This is a genomic window from Fructobacillus sp. ESL1129 (genome assembly GCF_058507945.1).
This window is the reverse complement of the sequence record NZ_CP196668.1, coordinates 760,552-782,072: the sequence shown is the minus strand read 5'-3', so window position 1 is coordinate 782,072 and position 21,521 is coordinate 760,552. Positions and strand designations below refer to the sequence as shown.

The 21,521-nt window shown below is 45.0% G+C and carries 17 protein-coding genes; 12 read left to right on the top strand and 5 right to left on the bottom strand.

All coding sequences use genetic code 11. The features are described from left to right. The first annotated feature begins 8 nt into the window (after nt 1–8). The 4 genes from ACSYSL_RS03745 (at nt 9) to ACSYSL_RS03730 (ending at nt 4,725) form a co-directional block, all read left to right on the top strand. Complete coding sequence (locus ACSYSL_RS03745; RefSeq protein ID WP_010690742.1) at nt 9–1,241, top strand: acetate/propionate family kinase; 1,233 nt, start codon at nt 9–11, stop codon at nt 1,239–1,241. A 95-nt stretch (nt 1,242–1,336) separates the two neighbouring features. Beyond that, on the top strand, nt 1,337–2,542 hold the full coding sequence (locus tag ACSYSL_RS03740) for an endolytic transglycosylase MltG (protein WP_491708394.1): 1,206 nt from the start codon (nt 1,337–1,339) through the stop codon (nt 2,540–2,542). A gap of 166 nt (nt 2,543–2,708) precedes the next feature. After that, nucleotides 2,709–3,653 (top strand): GRP family sugar transporter, encoded by a 945-nt coding sequence (locus tag ACSYSL_RS03735; protein WP_491708393.1) that lies wholly within the window; start codon nt 2,709–2,711, stop codon nt 3,651–3,653. A 127-nt stretch (nt 3,654–3,780) separates the two neighbouring features. Beyond that, nucleotides 3,781–4,725 (top strand): GRP family sugar transporter, encoded by a 945-nt coding sequence (locus tag ACSYSL_RS03730; RefSeq protein ID WP_491708392.1) that lies wholly within the window; start codon nt 3,781–3,783, stop codon nt 4,723–4,725. A gap of 52 nt (nt 4,726–4,777) precedes the next feature. On the opposite strand, the gene greA is transcribed toward ACSYSL_RS03730, so the two are convergent. Next, nucleotides 4,778–5,266, bottom strand: a complete 489-nt coding sequence (gene greA, locus ACSYSL_RS03725) for a transcription elongation factor GreA (RefSeq protein WP_010690745.1) — start codon at nt 5,264–5,266, stop codon at nt 4,778–4,780. A gap of 54 nt (nt 5,267–5,320) precedes the next feature. Beyond that, nucleotides 5,321–7,942: a YfhO family protein gene (locus ACSYSL_RS03720; protein WP_491708391.1), complete on the bottom strand. Its 2,622-nt coding sequence runs from the start codon at nt 7,940–7,942 to the stop codon at nt 5,321–5,323. Nucleotides 7,943–8,082: 140 nt separating this feature from the next. Between ACSYSL_RS03720 and ACSYSL_RS03715 the strand changes: the two genes are divergently transcribed. Next, nucleotides 8,083–10,125: a peptidoglycan D,D-transpeptidase FtsI family protein gene (locus ACSYSL_RS03715; protein WP_491708390.1), complete on the top strand. Its 2,043-nt coding sequence runs from the start codon at nt 8,083–8,085 to the stop codon at nt 10,123–10,125. A 50-nt stretch (nt 10,126–10,175) separates the two neighbouring features. On the opposite strand, the gene ACSYSL_RS03710 is transcribed toward ACSYSL_RS03715, so the two are convergent. Further along, entirely contained in the window at nt 10,176–10,583 is a 408-nt protein-coding gene (locus tag ACSYSL_RS03710) for a Fur family transcriptional regulator (RefSeq protein ID WP_010690749.1), read from the bottom strand. Between the two features lie 130 nt (nt 10,584–10,713). Between ACSYSL_RS03710 and ACSYSL_RS03705 the strand changes: the two genes are divergently transcribed. The 5 genes from ACSYSL_RS03705 (at nt 10,714) to ACSYSL_RS03685 (ending at nt 15,105) form a co-directional block, all read left to right on the top strand. Beyond that, nucleotides 10,714–11,388: a VIT1/CCC1 transporter family protein gene (locus ACSYSL_RS03705; protein WP_010690753.1), complete on the top strand. Its 675-nt coding sequence runs from the start codon at nt 10,714–10,716 to the stop codon at nt 11,386–11,388. An 11-nt stretch (nt 11,389–11,399) separates the two neighbouring features. Further along, nucleotides 11,400–12,116 carry a VIT1/CCC1 transporter family protein gene (locus ACSYSL_RS03700; RefSeq protein ID WP_056995031.1) on the top strand — a complete coding sequence of 239 codons (717 nt, stop codon included), beginning with the start codon at nt 11,400–11,402 and terminating at the stop codon, nt 12,114–12,116. Between the two features lie 104 nt (nt 12,117–12,220). Continuing rightward, complete coding sequence (locus ACSYSL_RS03695) at nt 12,221–13,582, top strand: FAD-dependent oxidoreductase (RefSeq protein ID WP_491708389.1); 1,362 nt, start codon at nt 12,221–12,223, stop codon at nt 13,580–13,582. Nucleotides 13,583–13,649: 67 nt separating this feature from the next. Next, complete coding sequence (locus ACSYSL_RS03690) at nt 13,650–14,513, top strand: YihY/virulence factor BrkB family protein (RefSeq protein WP_491708388.1); 864 nt, start codon at nt 13,650–13,652, stop codon at nt 14,511–14,513. After that, complete coding sequence (locus ACSYSL_RS03685; RefSeq protein WP_491708387.1) at nt 14,497–15,105, top strand: DUF1054 family protein; 609 nt, start codon at nt 14,497–14,499, stop codon at nt 15,103–15,105. Before ACSYSL_RS03690 ends, ACSYSL_RS03685 begins: the two co-directional genes overlap by 17 nt. 50 nt (nt 15,106–15,155) lie before the next feature. Here ACSYSL_RS03685 and ACSYSL_RS03680 read toward each other — a convergent pair whose 3' ends face one another. After that, nucleotides 15,156–17,231: a cation:proton antiporter gene (locus ACSYSL_RS03680; RefSeq protein WP_491708386.1), complete on the bottom strand. Its 2,076-nt coding sequence runs from the start codon at nt 17,229–17,231 to the stop codon at nt 15,156–15,158. Nucleotides 17,232–17,422: 191 nt separating this feature from the next. Here ACSYSL_RS03680 and ACSYSL_RS03675 point away from each other — a divergent pair, with 191 nt between their 5' ends. Next, complete coding sequence (locus tag ACSYSL_RS03675; RefSeq protein ID WP_491708385.1) at nt 17,423–19,957, top strand: M1 family metallopeptidase; 2,535 nt, start codon at nt 17,423–17,425, stop codon at nt 19,955–19,957. 27 nt (nt 19,958–19,984) lie between these two features. Here ACSYSL_RS03675 and ACSYSL_RS03670 read toward each other — a convergent pair whose 3' ends face one another. Then, on the bottom strand, nt 19,985–20,530 hold the full coding sequence (locus tag ACSYSL_RS03670) for a TetR/AcrR family transcriptional regulator (protein WP_491708384.1): 546 nt from the start codon (nt 20,528–20,530) through the stop codon (nt 19,985–19,987). Between the two features lie 108 nt (nt 20,531–20,638). Here ACSYSL_RS03670 and ACSYSL_RS03665 point away from each other — a divergent pair, with 108 nt between their 5' ends. Continuing rightward, complete coding sequence (locus ACSYSL_RS03665; RefSeq protein WP_491708383.1) at nt 20,639–21,355, top strand: hypothetical protein; 717 nt, start codon at nt 20,639–20,641, stop codon at nt 21,353–21,355. Nucleotides 21,356–21,521 lie beyond the last annotated feature (166 nt).

The following is a 21,521-nucleotide window of genomic DNA, read 5'->3' as shown; positions in this document are numbered from 1 at the left end:
AATATTTCATGGCAAAGATTATGGCCGTTAACGCTGGTTCATCTTCATTAAAGTTCCAATTACTGGAGATGCCTGCCGAAGAAGTGATTGCCCAAGGATTAGTTGAACGTATCGGAATGGAAGATGCCATTTTCACGATTAAGTTTGCAGCAAATGAAAAGGCTGATTCAAACGAAAACGTTTCGGTTAAGGGACAAAAGGCGAAGTTCCAAAAAGTAACGCCAATTAAAGATCACTCCGTTGCAATTAACATGATGTTGGAAGAATTATCAAACTTGGATATTATTTCTGATTTCAATGAAATTGTTGGTGTCGGTCATCGTGTTGTTGCTGGTGGTGAATACTTCGATAAGTCCGTTTTGATTAACGAGGACGTATTAGCAAAGATTGATGAATTGGCAGATTATGCACCGCTTCATAATCCTGCCAACGCCATGGGTATCCGTGTTTTCCAAAAGCTTTTGCCAAAGGCAACGGAAGTGGCTGTTTTCGATACTTCCTTCCACCAAACAATGCCGAAGGTTAACTATCTGTACTCACTTCCTTACAAGTACTATGAAAAATATGGTGCTCGTAAGTACGGGGCGCATGGAACTTCACACCGTTACGTTGCGGGTAAAGCTGCGGAATTGTTAGGCCAACCAATTGAAGACCTGAAGTTAATTACGCTTCACCTTGGGGCAGGAGCCTCTATTACGGCGGTTAAGCATGGCAAGTCCTTTGACACTTCAATGGGCTTCACACCACTGGCTGGTGTGACGATGGCTACTCGTTCTGGAGACGTAGATCCTTCTTTGGTTTCCTTTATTCAAGATAAAGAAAACTTGTCCAACGATGAAATGTTAACGATTTTGAATAAGCAGTCAGGTCTTCAGGGAATTTCAGAACTATCTTCTGACATGCGTGATCTTCGTGCTGCTCGTCAAGAGAACGATAAGGCCGAATTGGCCATTGATATCTTTGTTGATCGTGTTGTGTCATACATTGGACAGTATGTTGCTAAGATGGATGGCGCTGATGCCATTGTCTTCACTGCCGGAATCGGTGAAAATGCTGATTGGGTTCGTGAAGAAGTAACTGCACGATTGGGGTACCTTGGGATTAAGATTGATCCTCAAAAGAATGATGGTTGCACTGAAGAGGCTGATATTTCAGCCGCTGATGCCAAGATTAAGACTTTGGTTGTGCCAACTGATGAAGAGTTAATGATTGCTCGTGATGTTCAGTCATTGATGAAGTAAGTGACTTTTATAAGTATGAAGAATAAAAGACACCATCTGTTTTGAAACAGTGGTGTCTTTTCCATGATTAGCAAAGAAAGTTATTCATAATGGAAATGGAATTTAAAAAACGACGTTCAAATAAAAAGAAGCATCCGATTCGAAATACTATTCTCTTGATTTTGGCTATTTTGTTAGTAGGTGCTGGGACTTTTCTTTATCTCAATCATCGTGGTTATTCAGCAAAGAACCCGAATGATATGTCATTAACCGAAGTCAAGGTAACGAGCTCTGACTCGATTAACCAAGTCGGTAAAAAATTGCAAAAGAAGGGGCTGATTTATAACGCCAAGTATTTAAATCGCTATGCTAAGCGTTATGGGGCAAAGTCAATTAAATCTGGGACTTATTTATTTTCACCCGTTCAAAGTATTGATAATGTCTATCAAGAATTGGCCCAGGGTCCTGGTGAACAGCCAGTACTGGACTCTTCCTATACCTATATTGATGGTAATAAAACGGCAGAACAGACTGCTGGGACGATGGCGGATGCAGCGAACGTTTCGCGTTCTGCATTGATTGCGGCATACACGGATAAGGACTTGATCAAAGAGATGAAGTCGAAGTATCCAAAACTTTTCTTAAACGCTAAGTCTGACATTACGCTATATGACCTGGTGATGCCCGGTATTTATAAGTTGAAGGATGAGAAGTCTGCCAAGGATCTTGTTCGAGACCTACTTGGACGAACCAATAAGGAAATGGGTAGCTACTATAGTGAGTTGAAGAAAAACGGAATTCCTGTATCAACGGCTGTTTTGTTAGCTGAAAATGGCGGAAAGACCGAATTTGATCGTCGTTTAGCTTTTATCCATAAGATTGCTTCTTACGCTCAGGAATTGAAGAGCCAATATGGCATTTTGCCATCAATTTCAATCGCACAGGCAATTCACGAATCGAACTGGGACGATTCCGAACTCTCGTCAAAGTATAATAACTTTTATGGTGTTAAAAGTGATGATACTGATTCTGGTAAGTCAGTTGTCCTTCAGACACAAGAAGTTGAAAATGGCGAAACGGTCACTAAAAACGCCCGTTTTGCAGTATATGCTTCTTACAAGGATTCAATGAAGGCCCATGCTAAAACATTGGTAAATGGTAATACTTGGAATAGCAGCCAGTTTAAGGATGTTATTTCAGCAAGTAATTATAAAGATGCAGCGCAAGCTCTGTACGATGATTCCTATGCTACCGATCCTAATTATCCGGCTGCGATTATTCGAATTATTGAAAATTGGAACTTAGCTCAGTATGATAAGTAAAGAAAGGGCCCGTATGATACGGGCCCTTTTTTTTTCCAATCGTTGATGGGAAAGATTTATGGAATAAATAATTCAAATTAATATAGATTTCTTTTGAAAAGAGTTGTGTAAGCGTTTACATTACGTTATAATAATACATGTAAACAAGTGAAAGGAGTCCACTAAAATGGATTTTGCAATTATTATGGCTTTACTCCCCGCCTTGTTCTGGGGGTCAGTTGGTCTTGTATCAACTAAAATGGGCGGTTCAGCTGCTCAACAAACTTTCGGGATGTCCGCTGGTGCTTTGATTTTCGGATTAATCACAATGTTTGGTTTCGTTATCCCGAACGGTTTCTACATGGGAACTGAAGTTTGGATTGTTGGTCTCTTGTCCGGTTTGGTCTGGGCAATGGGCATGGCTTTCCAGTTTATGCTTTTCAAGCAGATGGGTGTGTCCCTCGGTGTGCCACTTTCAACAGCGGGTCAGATTATCATGAACGCTTTGTTGGCGGCCACGCTCTTGGGTGAATGGACGTCGATGGCAATGTGGATTGTTGGAATTGTTTCCATCATCTTGGTTGTCACTGGTGCAATCTTCATTTCAAAGCCTGATAAGGCAGATGCAACGGCCGCAAAGATTGATTCTAAGTCAATCTTCTACCTAATCATGTCAACCGCTGGCTTCATGTTGTACTTCATCTTCCCCAACTTCTTGGCAAAGATTGGTTATGTTTCAGAAGAAGTTCGTTCTGCTGGAAACGGCTTGAACTACATGACGGCGATTGTTGGTCCTCAAGCTATTGGACAAGTGATTGGTGCGATTATTATCGTACTCTTCGTCTTCCGTGAAGGAAAGACGATGTTTGATAAGCCATCATGGAAGAACTTGATCACTGGTTTGGTCTGGGCGCTTGGAAACATCTTCATGTTTGCCTCTGCTGCTAACCCACACGTTGGTCAAACGATTGCCACGACTTTGTCACAACTGAACATCATCGTTGGTACTTTTGGTGGTATTTACTTCTTGCACGAAAAGAAGTCTTCAACCCAGATGAAGGCGATCGTCATCGGAACAATTCTTGTGGTCATTGGGGCCATGATTATTGGAAATATTCATGCGTTTGCTTAAAAAATAAAATAAATTTTCGAAAGGGAAGTTCCTGATAGGAGCTTCTCTTTTTTATTTCCAAAAAACGTTGTGTATTTGTTCACATTATGTATAATAAAAGATGTCATAAATGAAGGAGTTCACAAACATGGATTTTGCAATTATTTTTGCTTTGCTACCTGCTCTTTTCTGGGGTTCGGTTGGCATTGTTGCAACAAAGATGGGCGGATCAGCCGCTCAGCAAACATTAGGAATGTCAGCAGGTGCCTTGCTATTCGGCTTATTACTAATGTTTGGCTTTGTTTTGCCTAGCGGTTTTTATTTCGGACCAGAAATTTGGATTGTCGGCATGTTGTCAGGACTGGTTTGGGCACTAGGAACAGCCTTTCAGCTGATGCTCTATAAGCAGTTAGGGGTGTCATTGGGATTAGCCCTATCAACTGCTGGACAGATTGTGATGAATGCTTTGCTTGCCGCAACAATTTTGGGTGAATGGTCGACCATTGCCATGTGGTTAGTTGGTAGTATATCAATTGTTCTAGTGGTCATCGGTGCCATTTTTGTTTCAAAACCTGATCAAAAGAATGCTGCCTCTGTAAAGGTGTCTTCCAAATCAATTTTGTATCTGGCTCTCTCAACCGTTGGCTTTATGATTTATTTTGTTTTGCCAAATTTTTTAGCTAAAATTGGCTACGTTCCGGCTGAAGTGAAGCAAGCAGGAAATGGTTTGAATTACATGACGGCCATTGTTGGACCGCAAGCATTCGGACAATTTATTGGTTCGATTCTGATTGTTCTCTTCGTTTTCCATGAGGGAAAGACGATGGTTGAGAAAAGTACTTGGAAAAACATGGGAACTGGGATAGTTTGGGCATTAGGAAACATTTTCATGTTTATCTCCGCTGCCAATCCTGCCGTGGGTCAAACGATTGCCACAACGCTTTCACAACTAAATGTTGTTGTCGGAACGTTAGGGGGTATCTATCTTCTGAATGAAAAGAAGAGTTCGATGCAGATGAAGGCAATCATAATTGGAACGGTCTTAATATTGATTGGTGCCATGTTGATTGGAAACATTCATTCGTTTGCGTAAAGATGGCAATCAAAAAGGGAAGTCCATATTATAATGGACTTCCCTTTTTATTTTATTCAGCGCTTTCAACCTTTAAGATTTTGACTTGGATATCAACACCGTTTGGTAATGGCACTTTAACAGTTTCATCTTGGTGCTTTCCAATCAATGCGTTTGCCATTGGTGATTCATTGGAAATCTTACCTGACAAAGGATCCGCTTCGACAGAACCAACGATAGTATACGTTTCAGGCTCTTCATCTGGTAGTTCTTGGAATGTCACGGTCTTACCCATCGCTACTTCGTCAGCGGCTGAATCATCAGCAGAAATGATCTCGGCGTTTTCAATCATCTTACGCAAAGTCACGATTCGGCCTTCAACAAAGGCTTGTTCGTCCTTTGCTGATTGGTACTCAGAGTTTTCGGATAAGTCGCCGTAAGAACGGGCGATTTGAATACGCTTTGTAATTTCAGGACGTTGCCGGGTGATTAAGTCCTCCACCTCAGCTTCTAGTTTGTCGCGACCTTCGGCCGTCATTGGAAATGTTTTTTCTTCCGCCATGGTTATTCATCCTTTCAATGCCTTTGGCATAAAAAATACAGCAAACTGACTATATCACGGGCGCCTGTTGCGCGCAAGTGAAAAACGTACTTTGTAGCCAGAAAACAGGGCAACAACAGCCACTACGGTGATAAAGGTGGCGCTTAAAAACAAACCTAGTAAGAAAAGAGGGGGCATGTAGGAAAGCGTTATCTGATGTTTGCCAGCTGTGGTTGGGATTGCGATGAGGCCACCAGCGACCGTTTTAGTTGGGACGACACGGCCATCGACTTTGGCAACCCAACCCGGAGCTGATGGAATGCTTGTCATGATGAGCGGCTGAGCCTTTGTCGTTTGGATTGTTCCCCTCAAGTAACGGCTATTGCTTTTTTCAACATTCAGGGGGTGTTGTTGGAGTTCATTAAGATCTTGATTGACCAAATCCTGATCAAGTGCATAAAGAGCAAGATCGTCCAAATAACGATTTGAAACCGATTTGTCAAAGACGAAAGTCAGCAACTGCTTTTGACCCTTGGCATTGTTTGCAACATTTAAAGCCACGCTGTGGTCGTACCCGGTTTGCTGGGTGACCCGCTGACCATTGGCGATGATGGTCACTCCAGAAAGGTCAAAGGCACCACCTAAGTTTAGGTAGTAGGCGCCATCTGTTTGTGGTGTAAAAGTCAAAACGAGGGTGGACGGCTGTTTGTGATCAATTTGGACAATCGAACCGCCGGTAATTTGTCCTAGTTTTTGGATGTTGTAAGAACCACTTACCTCGAGAGGTTGCTGAGTCAAAATTTGTTGGTTCGATTGACCAACCAGTGATTTGAGGAGGTTGGCCTGATTCTGCAATGGATAGCGTTTCTGGTTTTTGAAGGAGAGCGCCTCCTTAGAAGCAGCATAGGCAACGGGGAGGGCTCGCTCGTTTTTAACTAGTCGCCAACCATTTCCAGATGATTGGCTAGTGGATTGAAGATAGTCCGGACGAAATGATCGTTTGAGTGACTGTGTTCGGTCCGCCGAGGCATCCTGACTTTGGTCGAGGTAATACTTAAACGAAAGTAAGGAATCAGTAATGATTGTTCCGTTACTATAAGAAATTTTCGAATCCCCAGCAATTTGGCCCATGTTGCGGAAGAAAGCCGAAGAGGAAGCCGGTAAGAGGGAAGAAAAGTGCGAGCCGGCTTTGAAATAACCTAGAAAGCCATCGTTATACGTACGACCAATGCCTTCAGCAACTCGATACCAGGAGCGGTCCTTTTCAAGGTGACGGTTGACCATGGTTACTTGTTTTGCTCCCTTTTGATACTCAGCGTTTGTTAGATACGATAAGTGATTCAGGGTAAGGGCGAGGTTGGCCATCAAGAAGACCGCTGTGATAAGGAGTAGGAGAAACTGTTTGATTTGTTTCTTTGTGACAAAAATCAGAGTGAGTAGCGTAAGCAGGTAGCCAAATAGGAAGGTGAAAAGCTCGGGCTTACTTAGATAGGAAAGTTGATTCATGAAAAATGAACCGAGCACTGTGATTGTTAGCGTGGCTAAAAGGTAAAAGCCGCGTGCTAAGTTGGTTAGCGCTTGATCACTGTCATAACCTCGTGCTGCCATCACAATCAGTAGAAACGAAATCAAGAAGGAGAAGCGGGCTGGGTACCAAACTGGGTACTGCCCGCCGTGAAATAGAAGAACGAGCGGAATCCAGCAGGTGGCTAGCAGGAGAACAATCAGTGCGAAAAGCGAAGCCACTTTTTCGCTTAGCCGAATGCTCTTTTTAGTGAAAAAGGGCCAAAGGAAGAACAAGACGACGGGGGCTACCAGAAAATTGGCTTGACCGGTTTGCATTTGGCTAAAATCAAAGGAACCTGGGATGAGTTTAAAGAATAGCGTGGCGGGATTGTTTTCGAAACCAAGTGTCCAGTTGGCAGAGTGGGTCGTTTTACCAAGCGTCAATTGATCGAGTGTTGGTAGCCAAAGCCAAGCGGTCGCCACGATGGCAGTAACGCCAGCTACACAAATCTTGATGAGTGATTTAATTGGTGATAAAGCAACGTCTTCTTGCTGATAGGCAATTGGGAGGTAGAGCACTAGAAAAAGGGCAATCATCCAAGCGATGTAGTAGTTTGAAAGAATTGTCGCTATTAAGACGATGATGAAGGGCCACGTTTTCCCCGTTTTCAAAAGTCGGTGTAGCGTGCATAGCAGCAAAGGTAATAGGATGGCCGTATCCAACCACAGTAGGTTAAGGGCGTTGGCAACAAACCAGGCAGAGAGTGGGTAATTAATGGCAAAAAGCGTGATAGCATAACCCTTTAAGTGGTAACTGTTTTTTAAAAACAGGCCCATCGTGAGACCTGCCGTTGCTAATTTGAGAATGGTGACCAGTAAAATCCATGCTGGCAGTGACTGGGCATCGGCCAACAGAAAAAAGAGGTTGAATGGCGACATCAAGTAATAAGACCATTCCCCAATCATGTCGCCACCTAAACCGGATGAAAAGGAATAGAAAAAGGACGATGGGTCATGTAAAATTGTTGTCTTAAACTGAGCAAAATAGTCCAGGTATTGTTGTCCTAAATCGACCGTTAGAATGGTCGAAGAACCAAAGGGGGCCATGTGCCGATAGACAAAGTAAAGCAGCAGACTTGCAAAGGAAATCCAAAAAGAAAGGGCAAGCGGACCATATCCAAATTTTTTCATCAAATTATTTCGTATCATCATGTCTTAAGAATACCAAAAAATGGGTGAATTTTAGCGGAAAATTCACCCAATATGGTAAAGTAGAAGAGATTGAAAATGCTTTTTTGCGCGAATTTTTCTTGGAAAGATGAATCTTTATTATGAATCGTAATCGTTACCTAGATGATACTAATAAAAACGACGCCCGGGCCAACCTACCAGGGCGTTTAAAACTGCTACTTGGTTTGGTAGTTGCCCTTATTGCGGCACTGCTCATTCAGTTGGCTTTTTTGACTTTGAAACAGGGAGCCGGTTATCTTTCAGAGGTGAACCAGTCGGATCAAACCGTTGAAAAAGGAAACGCACCGCGTGGGCTGATCTATGACGCCACTGGTAAAGTCATTACGGGTAACCAGTCGGCAACGGCCGTTACGTATACCCGTGGGTCGACAACGACTACCACGCAGATTGCCACCATTGCTAAGAAGCTATCGAAGTATATCAGCATTGATACGACCCGCTTGAACGCCCGTTCCAAGGCCGATTACTACTTAGTGACGGATACCAAGGGTGCTGAAAAAGTTCAGGAAGCGGTTAAAAAAGAGAATCCAACAACGGCTTCCTCTTGGTCAACCACGCAATTGAATACGGCCATGGCCCAGTACGTGATGAAACATAACTTAGCCAAGAATGTTGATGATAACGTCGCCATGATTTTCCAAAAAATGTCCGGGGCTTCGGCTCTTTCAACTACCTATATTAAGGATTCGGATGTTTCAGACGATGCTCAGGCCAAGATTGCCGAACGAATGGCTTCGATGCCTGGGGTCAAAATTGGTGAATCGTGGTCCCGTAACTATCCGGAAGGAAACGACTTTCAATCGTTGACAGGAACGGTTTCGGATGAATCTGCCGGGCTGCCTTCTGATCGACTGCACCGTTTGCTGGCCGAAGGCTATTCACAAAACGAACCAGTGGGAACGTCTGCTCTTGAAAAGCAGTATGAATCACTTCTAAAGGGTTCGCCGTCACAAACAACCGTGACGACCATGGGGAACGTGAAGACGTCTTCGATTAAGTATCAAGGTCAAGCGGGTGACTCGCTCAAATTGACAATTAATGCTGAGTACCAGAAAAAAGTCCAACAAATCTTGGAGGACAACTTGCCTGGCGGAAACGTGCAAGGGGCTTATTCGACCGTAATTAACCCTTATACCGGGGGAATCTACGCCATGGCTGGGGTTAGTCGTGATTCGTCCACTGGGAAGAAGACGGCCAACCAGCTTGGAAACATTAACCAAGCCATCGTCATGGGGTCGGTTGTTAAGCCGGCGGTCCTGGCAACCGGTTTCCAAAAGGGCGTGATTACACCTACCTCGAATACGATGAACGATCAAGCGATTAAGATTGCCGGTACTCCAACCATTACTTCCTATTGGAACAAGAATGGGACACCGACACCAATTGATGCTCGAACGGCTTTGGAAACGTCATCGAACTCGTACTTCGTTCAGTTGGGAATGAAAATTGGTGGCCAAACCTACTCGTCTGGTTCCTCTTTGCATTTGAACTCCGATGCCTTCCAGACCTTGCGAAATGGTCTTGGACAGTTCGGTTTGGGCACGAAGACGGGTATTGACGTTGAAGGCGAAACAGCCGGATACAAGGGGCTGACGACGGGTGCCAACATGGGTAAGTATCTGTATGAGTCCTTTGGGCAATACGATTCCTACACAACGTTGCAACTTGCTCGTTATGTTTCAGCAATTGCTAACGGTGGCTACCTCGTGCAACCACATCTGGTTGGTTCGGTTTTGCAGACTGATAAGGATGCCAAGTACCAGAAGACGGTATGGACGGCTGAACCACAGCTTCAGTCACAGGTATCGCTTTCAAGCGATGAGTGGAAAGTCATCAAGGATGGTATGTACCAAGTGGCGAACGGTTCGTCTTCCCATAACACGGGAACGGCTTTGCATAATATGACACCAAAGGTATATGCGAAGACTGGAACGGCCGAAACGTCGACGAACGGACACACGACTTTTACCGAGTCGATGGTTGTTTATGTTCCTGGCACACCGTTTGCGATGTCTTTGGCCATCCCTGGAATGGATTCCTACTTGGATGGAACGAATGGGCGCATTGCCAAGCAAATCATTGAAGCCTTCTGGCAGATGGTAGTGGCTAGCCCTAATTCATAAGTAAAGAAAAAAGCCTTCCGAATGGTTATTCGGAAGGCTTTTTTGTGATGTTATTCGGGTTTGCTGTCGGGATCGACACCGTAGAGATCAATTTTATATTCGGTAATCTTTAAACCAGTCGCTGCTTGTGCAGCCTTAATCAAAGGCGCTGGATCATAGTTGGCAGCATCGATGATTTCGTTTGTCCGCGTGTTAATCACGTGGTAGTGGGGATGGTCAGCTGCATCGTAGTGACGCTTACCATCGGAAATGCCATCAATAATGACGACAAGCTTCTTTTCAACAAACTTTTCTAGTGTATTATAAACCGTCGCCAGCGAAATGTTGGGCAGGTCTTGGTGAATCATTTCAGCTGTTGGGTGAGTGTCATGGGTCATCATGTATTCAAGCAGGGTCAAGCGTTGGCTTGTGGCCTTAAGCTGGTGTTCTTGCAGAACATTCTTTAATGGATTCAGCATGTTAGCCTCCTAGTTAATATTAACTTCGTGTCAATTATAACATTAGAATGAAACAAAACAAAATATTGACATCAAACAGGACACTTAGTATAATAATTTAGAACCATTCTTATCAAAAAGGGGAAGTGTTATGGAAAAACAATCACTAATGGCCCACAACAACCTAGTCCGGGCTGGTGTTATGGGTGGCAACGACGGGATTTTGTCCGTTGCCGGGATTATCGTCGGGGTGGCCGGAGCCGGGCAAAGTCTATCAGCGATTATGTTGTCAGGTTTTGCCGGGACTTTGGCTGGTATGGTCTCGATGGCGATGGGAGAATTCGTTTCGGTTCGCTCAGCGCATGATGCGCAAGAAAAGGCGCGACAAAGTCAAGAGCAGGCCTTGAAAAAGGACTACGAAGGAGAATTCAACTTTGTCAAGGAAAAGTATCAAGCGGATGGTATTTCAGAGGAATTAGCCACTCAGGCTACCCGAGAAATGATGGAGAAGGATCCGCTTGAAACGACAGTTCGTGAACGACACGGCTTTTCACTGAATTCACAAGTGTCTGCAGGGGGCGCTGCCTTGGTCTCCTTTGTGACTTTTCCTACAGGAGCAGCCCTGCCGATGGCGTTCATGGCCTTGGCTTCACCCAACTTTCGTATTATGGCCACGTTCCTTGCTGTCTTGATTGCTCTGCTCTTTACGGGTTACATGGCCGCCGTGGTGAACGGGGCGAACCGGACGAAGGGAGCCATTCGAAACTTACTTGCTGGTATTTTGACGATGGTCGTAACCTTCTTAATTGGAACACTCTTTAAGTGAGGGGGAAGAAAATGACGACGTTACTAAAAAATTGGCAACAAAAGAAGAATGATAAGAAGCAGGGACAAACAATGGAAGAACGCTTGAATACGATTCGAGCAGGGATTCTTGGTTCCAACGACGGTATTTTGACCGTTGTTGGTGTTGTCTTTTCGGTGGCCGCTGCCACATCAAACCGCTTGGTGATTGTTCTGGCTGGCCTTTCTGATTTGTTGGCCTGCGCCCTTTCAATGGGTTCCGGTGAATTTGCTGCTGTTTCTTCCCAAGCGGATTCCGAAAAAGTCGCCGTGGCGCTTGAAAAGGCTCGCTTAAAGACGGCGTTTGATGCACAAATGGAAGATGTTGCTGCCTTTTATACGGATCGTGGTGTTCAACCTGATACGGCTAAGGCGATTGCGGCCGAACTGTTAGCAGAAAAGCCACTGGCAACCGTTTTGTCAGTAAAATATGATATGACTTTGGGGCACTATGTGTCACCAATCGCTGCTGCTGTTTCCTCAACCTTCTCGGCTGCTTTAGGTGGTGTATTCCCGTTGGTTGCACTGCTGATTTTCCCCGCTCATTACCAATATTTGGCGGCCATTGTTGCGACGGTGGTTGCCTCGGCTCTGACTGGCTTGCTATCAGCAATCTTTTCTCAAGGAATGGTTAAGCGTGCCATCTGGCGTAATATATGGGTTGGACTTGTTACCATTGCGATTCACTACTGCATTGGGTTGCTATTCTAAATAATTGGTTTACTTTGTATTTTACGTAATTTTCTCTTTTATTCTGTGAGAAATTACACTATAATGAACGTGTCGTAAAAGTTGATAAATTTTGGAGGCTTTACATGAAAGTAGTTATTATTGGTGCATCACACGGTGGTCATGAATCAGCGCACGAACTGTTAACACGCTATGATGACATGGACGTGACGGTTTACGAGGCTGGGGACTTTATTTCCTTCATGTCTTGTGGAATGGAACTTTTCTTGGAAGGGAAAGTCACACAACGTGATGATGTTCGTAATTTCAAGCCAGCTGACATTGAGCAGTATGGTGGAAAAGTTCTTGCTAACCACTTGGTTCAAAAGATCGATACGGATAAGCAAGAAGTGACTGTCTTGGACCAAAAGACTGGCAAGACGCTGACCGATACTTATGATAAGTTAATCATTTCTTCAGGTGTTAACCCAATGACTTTGCCAGTACCTGGTGCTGACTTGGACAATGTATTCTTGATGCGTGGACGTGACTGGGCCACAAAGATTGATGAAAAGTTGCATGATGATACGGTTAAGAACGTGGTGGTTGTTGGAACTGGTTACATCGGAATCGAAGCAGCCCAAGTCTTTGCGGAAGCTGGCAAGAACGTGACGGTTATTGACATGATTAACCGTCCACTTGGTAACTACTTAGATGAAGAGTTAGCCGGTCCAATCGGTGACGAATTGACCTCACACGGGGTTAACTTGCACCTTGGTCATGGTGTTGCTTCCTTTGAGGGAAATGGTGCTGTGTCATCCGTGAAGGATGATGAAGGCAAGGTCTTTGACGCTGACTTGGTTATTGTTGCGGCTGGTGTAAAGCCAAACACAAAGTACCTAGAGGGAACTGTTGACTTGGATGCCCGTGGTTTCATCAAGACGGATGCTTACCTACGCACTTCTGCCAAGAACGTCTTTGCCATTGGGGATGCGATTAAGCCACTCTTTGCTCCTGCTCGCCAAGCTGCACCAATTGCTTTGGCTTCAACAGCTCGTCGTGAAGCACGTTACGTGGTGGAAAACATTGCGATTGAAAAGCCAGCCCGTGCCTTTGCCGGAGTGAATGGTTCATCTGCACTTTCTGTCTTTGACTACAAGTTGGCAACAACGGGTGTTAACGCCAACAACGCTGCAAAGATGAAGTTGAACGTTGCATCATCTTTCTACAAAGCAACGGTTCGTCCAAACTTTGTTACGGATGGCAACCCTGAAATTTTTGTGAAGTTGACCTTTAACCCAGAGAATCACGAAATTTTGGGTGGTCAATTCTTGTCAAAGCAAGACGTGACGGCTCACGCTAACACGGTTGCCTTGGCAATTAAGGGAAAGATGACTTTGGAAGATTTGGCCGAAGCTGACTTCTTCTTCCAACCAGGTTTTGACCGTCAATGGTCTGTTTTGAACTTGGCAGCCCAAACGGCACTTGGTCAGATTCCATCAGTTTAACCTTAATCATTGTTGAAGATAAAAAAGGACGTCGTCTAGACGTCTTTTTTTATATAATGGAGCTATGATGAAATCAATTAAAAAATACTGGACGTCTTTTGATCGACGACTCCACATTAACGAACTGGTTACTTACTTTTCGCGTTCTCAGGTTGGCTTGGTCGGGCCGACTTTTGCTTACTATGTGCTGTTAACGCTTTTTCCGTTATTAATTGCCCTTGTTCTTTTAATTTCAGCGCTGAATATTTCAGCCGATAAAATGACGGCAATGATGGCAGATTTTTTACCCACTTCCGTTCATGATTTTTTAGCACCGGTGCTGACAACGGTTGCTCATAGTGATACAAAATCATACTGGTCAATTTCTATTCTTTTCATTTTCTGGTCACTATCTCGTGTCATTGCCGTTCTACGGGAAGCGTTCAATCGGATTGCAAACGAAGAAGAAGTGGGCTTACCGATTTTTGCCCGTTTCTGGTCCTTTATTTGGCTTTTGCTGATGGTGGTGGCCTTTACCGCTTTAATCTTTGCGGGAAACATCCTGGCTGTTTACCTTCATAAAATACCAGGGTTAGGTGCATGGGTGACCCCGACGCGTTACTTACTGCTAGTGGGGATGTGGGTAGTCTTGCTTTGGATGAATTACCAATTGCCAACAAAGGCAGCGCGGCCTCCTTTTCTGGCATCGCTGGTGGGCTCCTTCTTTGATTTGATTTTGCTTAATGGGTTAAACAAGGTTTTTGCTTTGTTAGCTAATTTCCAGTTGGGTAAATATAGTTTCTACCAGTCCTTAACTTCCATTATTGTATTCTTGCTTTGGTTGAATTTAGTGGCAGCGATTTTAGTGGTTGGTTTTGTTGTGATGACCTGGTTGAGTGGCTTTCGAGGTTTCCGTGGTTTGAGAAAGGAAAGAAATGTTTCAGAAGAGTGATTTTACCGTTTTTGACGATCCGACTTTGGAAGGGCGCATGGATAAAATTCGGCAGATTATCGATCCAAAGTTTGATGACTTTGCCAGGGCAGCGTTACCGATTTTAAACGCCGATGGACGCCCTTGGGTGGCTCATGTAGCCAAGCATAAAATGCGAAAGGTTAATCCACCCGAAAATACTTGGGTTGCCTTTGCGCCCAATAAGCGGGGCTATAAAATGGAACCCCACTTTGAGCTAGGCATGTGGGACGATCACTTGTATCTATACTTAGCCATTGAAGAAAACATGAAAAAGACAAAGGCGGACGGACCAGTGATTGCAAAGCAATTGGACCGGCTTGCTAATGAAGTGCGGACTTTGCCGGACGACTTTGTTTTGTCTAATGATCATATGCAAAATAATGCGCATCCTTTGGATGAATACGCCGAAACGGTGACGCGGTATGGCAAAGTGAAGGCGGCCGAAGTCTTGATTGGCCGTCAAATTCCGATTGATTCGCCTTTCCTAAACAAACAATCCGATCAACTATTATCGTTTTTGCTCGACACTCTGAAGCAACTATTGCCCCTTTACGAAGAATTGGCGCAATAAGCTATCGAAAGATTTAAAAAAGACCGACATGTTGTGTCGGTCTTTTTTTATTACGATTCGGTTTCGCTTCCCTGTTCCATTAAAAGCAACGTTTGGGCCTGATTAATTTCGGTGTAGAGTTCGTTGGCAACGGCGGATTTGACTTTGCCAGCGGCCAGTTGAGTCGAAAGGAAAGAGTATTCATCTGCGAAGGCTTGGATGTATTCTGAAGCGTTCACTGAGACGTGTTCCTTACGGTAGTCATGGGCCACAATACGGAAGAAACGTTCGAGTAGTCGGCGCACGTCGGCCACGTTCTCTGTGTTTTCGTGGGCAGCTAATTCTTCTTCCAGTGCAGCCGTTAGGAAGCGGTCGGCTGCGTGTTGCATGTCTTCATTGAGCCGGAGCATGGCTTCGCGACCATCTTTCCACTGGGCAACTTTGGCCGCAACTTTCGGGTTGTTCACCATTAGTCTTTCTTGGTAGCGAATTCGCTGTTTTTTAGTAAAAGTTCTTGTTTTAAAATGCCAAGAAAATTCATGACGCCACCGGTGTAGCTTTTGTTTTGTCCGAGCCAGTGGATGACGTGATGTGGCTGGTGACAGAAGGGCACGTTGAAGGAAGCGACTATAACGTTCGATAACGTCTTGATCATAACCTTCGCCAATCATTTCGTCCAAGCGCTCCTGCAAGTCGTCAGAAACCCGATTCAATAGGAGTAAGGTTTCCTCTTCATGGTGGCTCTTTTTGGGTTGGGCTACCGTTAGTTTTTGCGTTTGTAAGGTTTGAACAATGGCGGTCTTAACTGCGTGATCGCGGACCCGTTGCTCGACTTTGATAATCGCTGAATCAATCATGGCGGTTCGAGCATGGTTGAGTTCGCTTTCTGTATAAACCTGTTCTTCTTCATCGAGGATTCTTGGCAGAACAAGGGCGGCGATAATCAATGAAATTAAAATGACAAGGGTGGCCACGAGTAAAATCTCATTAGCAAAGGGAAGTGGTTGACCGTTCACCGTCTTTGGTAGCGACATAGCTAAAGCTAAGGTTACCGCCCCGTGGACACCGGCAACGCCGAAAATTTGTGCTCGTTTAGCCCGGTCTTTCGTTCCATGACGGCCAAAGAATCCGGTCAGGCGTTCTTGCTTTTGGTAGGAAACCCAGAGGAAGCGGCCAACAAACATGGCGATATAAATGATCAGAGCAAGGCCGAAAAGGCCAAAGGATTTTTCAAAACCAAAGTCACCGATTAGTTTTAGAATTTTAGGGAGAGAAAGCCCCAAAATAACAAAGACAATTCCGTTTAAGAGGGTAGTCAGCGTCTGCCAAATGGTTCCGGAAACGACGCGCGATTCGGTGGCGATTAACTGTAACCGGGACTGTTCATAGTTGTGGACAATTCCTGCTGCGACGACGGCTAAAATGCCAGAAACACCCATGTGTTCGGCAAGTAAATAAATGGCAAAAGGCGTCAAAATGTTTAAGGGAATCGTTGTTGCTTGTGCAGAAGAAGCGTGGAAGGAAAGATAGAGGCGGAGTGCTACGATGAGGCCGGAAGCCAACGCACCTACGACAAGGCCACCAAGGGCTACAAGAATGAAATGGGTAACGCCATCCACGAGGTTAAAGGAGCCTTGTTGATATACCGTTAAGGCAAGGTCTAAGAGGACGATACCAGTGGCATCGTTGAAGAGGGATTCGAGCTCCAGCGAATGGTCAAGTCCCTTGGGGACTTTCAAGCCCGTTGTCATCGAGTTCACGGCAACGGCATCGGTTGGTACCACAATGGCTGCTAGGGCGATAGCCAGTGTGAGTGGCCATTCTGATTGAATTTTATCCGTGATGAGGGCGACAATGGCTACGACAAAGAGAGCCAAAATAACAGATAACTGAATAATGGCGTTGAAGTTTTTTTTCATTGTCGTAAATGAAATGCCCTGTCCTTCTTGAAACATCAGAGGAGCAATGATTAAGAAGAGGAAGAATTCGGGATTTAAAGTGAAATTCTGGAAAACGGGGATAAAGGTGAAAAGGCCACCGACCGCAATTAAAACCAGTGCTTCCGGCACACGGGGGATGAAGGGCTTAATAATGTTGGCGGCAATGACGGCAATTAACAATAGTGCGATTAGGTATAGTTGGGACATCGTTTTTCCTTTACATCAATGTAATAAAAAAGCTCGTTAACTACTATTATAGAGGGGATTTTTGAAGGATGTCAAAAAACAAACCTTCTCGGTCTTTTTGTTCAATGTGACTGTTCTTTTTTTGTCACTTTGGTATAATGAATTCAACGTGAGATTTATTCATAATTCTTTAATAAAAGGTAGGTGTATTGATGGCAAGTATTGAACGTCTCTATGATCTTTTCCAACCCGAACACTATGATTTGTATATTGAAGTGTCTCGAGCAGAAAAGGTCATTAAAGGAAAGACCGTTATTAAGGGAACGGCTAAGAAGCAGGCCATTGCGTTGCACCAGCACGATTTAAAAGTGGCCTCTGTCAAGGTTAATGGTCAGGCCGTTGACTTTACGGTCGTTGATGACGATGATCAGATTCGTTTTGCTGTTCCGGAAGCTGGGGAACAGACCATTGAAGTGGTCTACGACGCACCGCTAACGGATAACATGAATGGAATTTATCCTTCTTATTACCAGGTCGATGGTGAAGATAAGCAGGTTGTTTCAACGCAGTTTGAAACTTACTTTGCTCGTCAAGCTTTCCCAGGAATTGATGAACCAGAAGCCAAGGCAACGTTCTCATTGGCATTGAAGTTTGATGAGCAGCCAGGTGAAGTAGCCATCGCGAACATGCCAGAGGAACGAATTGAAGATGGCGTTCACTACTTCGAAAAGACGGTGAAGATGTCGACCTATCTGGTGGCCTTTGCCTTTGGTGACTTTCAGTCAATCGAAACAAAGACGAAGTCCGGTATCAAAGTCGGTGTTTACGCAACCAAGGCCCATCCTGCAAAGGATTTGGATTTTGCTTTGGACATTGCCAAGCGTTCCATTGAATTCTATGAGGACTTTTATCAAACACCTTATCCTTTGGCCCAATCCTTGCAAGTTGCCCTTCCCGACTTTTCAGCCGGAGCCATGGAAAACTGGGGAATGGTAACCTACCGTGAAGCCTACTTATTGGTTGATCCGGATAACACGGAATTAGCGATGAAGCAGGTCGTTGCAACGGTAATCGCTCACGAATTGGCTCACCAATGGTTTGGTGATTTGGTGACGATGAAGTGGTGGGATGAACTCTGGTTGAACGAGTCGTTTGCTAACATGATGGAGTTCGTAGCCATTGATGCGATTGAGCCCGACTGGCACATTTGGGAAAGCTTCAATGCCAATGATGTGCAGGCGGCCTTCCGTCGTGATGCCATTCCTGGTGTTCAACCCGTTCACGTAGCGGTCCATCACCCAGAAGAAATCGATGCCCTCTTTGACCCAGCTATCGTATACGCCAAGGGCGCTCACTTGCTTGTGATGTTGCGTTCCTTAATTGGGGACGATGCTTTGAGGAACGGCTTGAAAGCTTACTTTGATAAGAAGGCTTATGGTAACGCCACAGGGGATGATTTGTGGTCCGCGCTAGGCGCTGCTTCAGGTCAAGACATTGGGGCCATCATGAAGACCTGGTTGGACCAACCTGGTTACCCTATTTTGTCTGTTTCAGTGGAAGATGGACGTGTTAAGGTTCGCCAAACGCCATTTGTCCTTGGTGAAAAGCCAAAGGATGACCAACGTTTGTGGCAAGTGCCATTGGCCGCTTCAGCCCCTGGCTTGCCAGCATTGTTGACCGAAGAAAGTGCTGACTTGGGGGACTGGGAGACGATTAAGGCTGCTTCGAAGGGACCATTCCGATTGAACGTCGGTAATGCTGGCCACTACATTGTTTCTTATGATGACGAACTTTTGGCAGAACAGATTGCCGATTTGACAGACTTGCCTGCAATCGATCAAGCACAGTTCTTGCAAAACGCTCTTTTGTTGGCACAGGCCAACGAAGTTAACTATGCCGATATTTTGCCAGTATTGCCATTGTTGGCTAACTCTGACTCAGCCCTTGTCCAGGACTTTGTTTACCAGGCAATCACGGCTATCAAAGTCTTTGCCGAACCTGATTCAAAGCTGGAAGCTTATTTGCAGCTCTTCACTCGTGGGTTGTCGACGGAACGTTTTGCTGCCCTCGGTTTGGCTAAGAAGACTAGCGACACGGTCTCAGATGAATTGTCACGTCCAATCATTGTTGCTGCTGCCCTTTACGGCAAGAACCAACATTTGATGGAGGAGGCGCATGCTGTCTTCCAAAAGGCGGGATCAGCTCAAAAACTACCGGCTGATGGCCGTACTCAGGTCCTAAAGAACGAGTTGGTCAACTATAACAGCCAGGAGACTTTTGCCGCTTTGCTTGCAGCCTATCAAGAAACTGCCAACGCCTCTTTGAAGCGTGATTTGTCAGCTGCGCTGACGTCGACGCCTGATGCGCTGCAATTGAAGACGCTTGTTGCCTCTTTCAAGGACCCAGCCGTGATTAAGCCTCAGGACCTCCGGAACTGGTTCGCCGGTGTTCTCGCCAATCCCGTCGGACAGGATCAGGCTTGGACTTGGTTGAAGGATAACTGGGGTTGGTTGGAAGAACGTCTAGGTGGCGACATGGAGTTCTCATCCTACATCACTGTTATTTCCCGTATTTTCAAGACACGTGAAAAGTTTGACGCCTTTAAGGCTTTCTTTGAAGATAAGAAGAACCAGCCAGGATTGTCGCGTGAAATCGTGGTTGATACTCAAGTGATTGAAAACCGTGTTAAGTTAGTTGAAGAACAGGAAGCATCGGTTGCCAAAGCCTTAGATGGTTTGGTTAAGTAAACAAAAAACACCCGGAAGGGTGTTTTTTTATTGTGTAATACGTTTGATGTGCTGAATTAATTGTCGGTTAGCCTTGGCGACTTCCTCTGGACTTTGTCTAAAGCCCTGGTGAATCCAGTAAATGATGACCGAACTAATGCCACCGGCTCCAAAATAGGCCGTTAGGTCGTAGACCGGCTCTTTTGGCAGTTGGATGATACTCTGTTCTCGTTCGTCTAGAATTACTTTTTGAAGCAGGTATTCTCGGTTGTTCTTGGCTAGGGCCAGCAGGAAGGTCTTGTCTTTCAAAAGGGCCGGATAGACCTTATTTAAGACGTCTTCAAAAGTCTGGCTATGCCACTCAACTTCTTGGTAGAGTTTGGTAATGATTTGTTCGACTTTGATGGTGAGTAAGTCGTCAATTGTTTTAACATGCCGGTAAAAAGTCCGCCTCGCTAGACCGGCTTCTTCGGTTAATTCGGCGATGGTGATTTGATCCAAGGGCTTTTTAACCATTAGCTTGGTGAGGGCTTCAGTCAGCATGGCCATGGTTTGGTTAACCTGTTCGGTCCGCTTGATTGTTTTTTCTGTCACGTCGCTTTTCCTTTTGTGCCACTTAGGCAAAAAGACTATCTTTTTTCATTGAACTTAGTATACTTGAAGTAATCAAAAGACACAAATGAGACAGTTGGAGGGGTGCAAATGTCAGACTATAAGATTCAATTCAAAATCGATGGTCAAGTCATCACGGAAGAACAAATTCACGACGTCGAATTGAGCCGTTATCACAAAGTCTTCAAGGAATTTGGCGAAAAGCAGATTCCGCTTCAAATGAACGGACAGGAATACAAGGTTGAAGACGCCTTGGAAATGCCCCTTGAAGAAGCGAAGGAACTCTTGGCACAGAGTAAGGAAGCCGTTGGCAAGCAGGGCATGTTGGCTTACTACAAGGATGAACTCTTGCGGGCCGACCACATGTGGGAAGATATTGCCGATAGGGCTGACGATTCGAAACCAATGAAGCAGGCAATTGTTGAAGTCGAGACCGAAAACATTTCGTTGATTCAATTCATGCTCTTTAACATGTCCTTGGCCAAGGAAAACGATCTCTACTTGCCATCCAAGATTCACCCAGAACACTACTATTTCGAAGCCGGTAAGGGTGGCACGCAGACCATCGTGGAAACCTTTGGAATGTACAAGGACCCGTCATACTTGCATTTGGTGCCAGGAAAGGGGGTTGCCCGGCCAATTAAGCCAGATGCCGATACGGACATGGTCATGATTGGAAAGACTCTCTTGGCCCACAACATGAAGGACACGAAGATCATCGGAATGCACCAATTCAAGGGCAAGCAAAATGGCTTGCACGTAAAGCTCGGTGTTTTTTACCCGCAAGCGCGCCCGATGAAATTCTAGAGGGGCATAAGTGGCATTTGATGGTCGAATTTAACAACGGTCTGCACATTGCTAAGGACAAGAAACCCAACTGGTGGCAAAAGCTTATCTTGCCATTGGCGGTTAAGAAGATGGCCAAAGAATTCGAAGAATAAATAATCAATATTATAAAAAGGACTGCTTGTTT

Coding starts and splice junctions, on each gene's coding strand:
- ACSYSL_RS03740 (WP_491708394.1), top strand. CDS start 1,337: ATGGAATTTAAAAAACGACGTTCAAATAAAAAGAAGCATCCGATTCGA.
- ACSYSL_RS03685 (WP_491708387.1), top strand. CDS start 14,497: ATGTTTCAGAAGAGTGATTTTACCGTTTTTGACGATCCGACTTTGGAA.
- ACSYSL_RS03680 (WP_491708386.1), bottom strand. CDS start 17,231: ATGTCCCAACTATACCTAATCGCACTATTGTTAATTGCCGTCATTGCC.
- ACSYSL_RS03720 (WP_491708391.1), bottom strand. CDS start 7,942: ATGAAAAAATTTGGATATGGTCCGCTTGCCCTTTCTTTTTGGATTTCC.
- ACSYSL_RS03730 (WP_491708392.1), top strand. CDS start 3,781: ATGGATTTTGCAATTATTTTTGCTTTGCTACCTGCTCTTTTCTGGGGT.
- ACSYSL_RS03735 (WP_491708393.1), top strand. CDS start 2,709: ATGGATTTTGCAATTATTATGGCTTTACTCCCCGCCTTGTTCTGGGGG.
- ACSYSL_RS03665 (WP_491708383.1), top strand. CDS start 20,639: ATGTCAGACTATAAGATTCAATTCAAAATCGATGGTCAAGTCATCACG.
- ACSYSL_RS03690 (WP_491708388.1), top strand. CDS start 13,650: ATGAAATCAATTAAAAAATACTGGACGTCTTTTGATCGACGACTCCAC.
- ACSYSL_RS03705 (WP_010690753.1), top strand. CDS start 10,714: ATGGAAAAACAATCACTAATGGCCCACAACAACCTAGTCCGGGCTGGT.
- ACSYSL_RS03700 (WP_056995031.1), top strand. CDS start 11,400: ATGACGACGTTACTAAAAAATTGGCAACAAAAGAAGAATGATAAGAAG.
- ACSYSL_RS03695 (WP_491708389.1), top strand. CDS start 12,221: ATGAAAGTAGTTATTATTGGTGCATCACACGGTGGTCATGAATCAGCG.
- ACSYSL_RS03715 (WP_491708390.1), top strand. CDS start 8,083: ATGAATCGTAATCGTTACCTAGATGATACTAATAAAAACGACGCCCGG.
- ACSYSL_RS03710 (WP_010690749.1), bottom strand. CDS start 10,583: ATGCTGAATCCATTAAAGAATGTTCTGCAAGAACACCAGCTTAAGGCC.
- greA (WP_010690745.1), bottom strand. CDS start 5,266: ATGGCGGAAGAAAAAACATTTCCAATGACGGCCGAAGGTCGCGACAAA.
- ACSYSL_RS03745 (WP_010690742.1), top strand. CDS start 9: ATGGCAAAGATTATGGCCGTTAACGCTGGTTCATCTTCATTAAAGTTC.
- ACSYSL_RS03675 (WP_491708385.1), top strand. CDS start 17,423: ATGGCAAGTATTGAACGTCTCTATGATCTTTTCCAACCCGAACACTAT.